The following is a 276-nucleotide window of genomic DNA, read 5'->3' as shown; positions in this document are numbered from 1 at the left end:
AAAGGTTTACTGCCGAAGGATCGGCCCGCGTCTGATTAGCTAGTTGGTGAGGTTATGGCTCACCAAGGCGACGATCAGTAGCTGGTCTGAGAGGATGATCAGCCACACTGGGACTGAGACACGGCCCAGACTCCTACGGGAGGCAGCAGTGGGGAATATTGGACAATGGGGGCAACCCTGATCCAGCCATGCCGCGTGAGTGATGACGGCCTTAGGGTTGTAAAGCTCTTTTCTCCGGGACGATAATGACGGTACCGGAGGAATAAGCCCCGGCTA

Annotated in this window: 1 rRNA gene; it reads left to right on the top strand. The window is 56.2% G+C overall.

From position 1 onward, the window contains the following. Nucleotides 1-276: ribosomal RNA gene (locus BMX97_RS17145) — 16S ribosomal RNA — on the top strand; the annotation flags it as partial.

Source organism: Methylobacterium sp. ap11, assembly GCF_900110515.1.
Classification (GTDB): Bacteria; Pseudomonadota; Alphaproteobacteria; order Rhizobiales; family Beijerinckiaceae; genus Methylobacterium; species Methylobacterium ajmalii.
The sequence above is the reverse complement of the archived record's forward strand: the minus strand, read 5'-3'. Positions and strand labels throughout refer to the sequence as shown.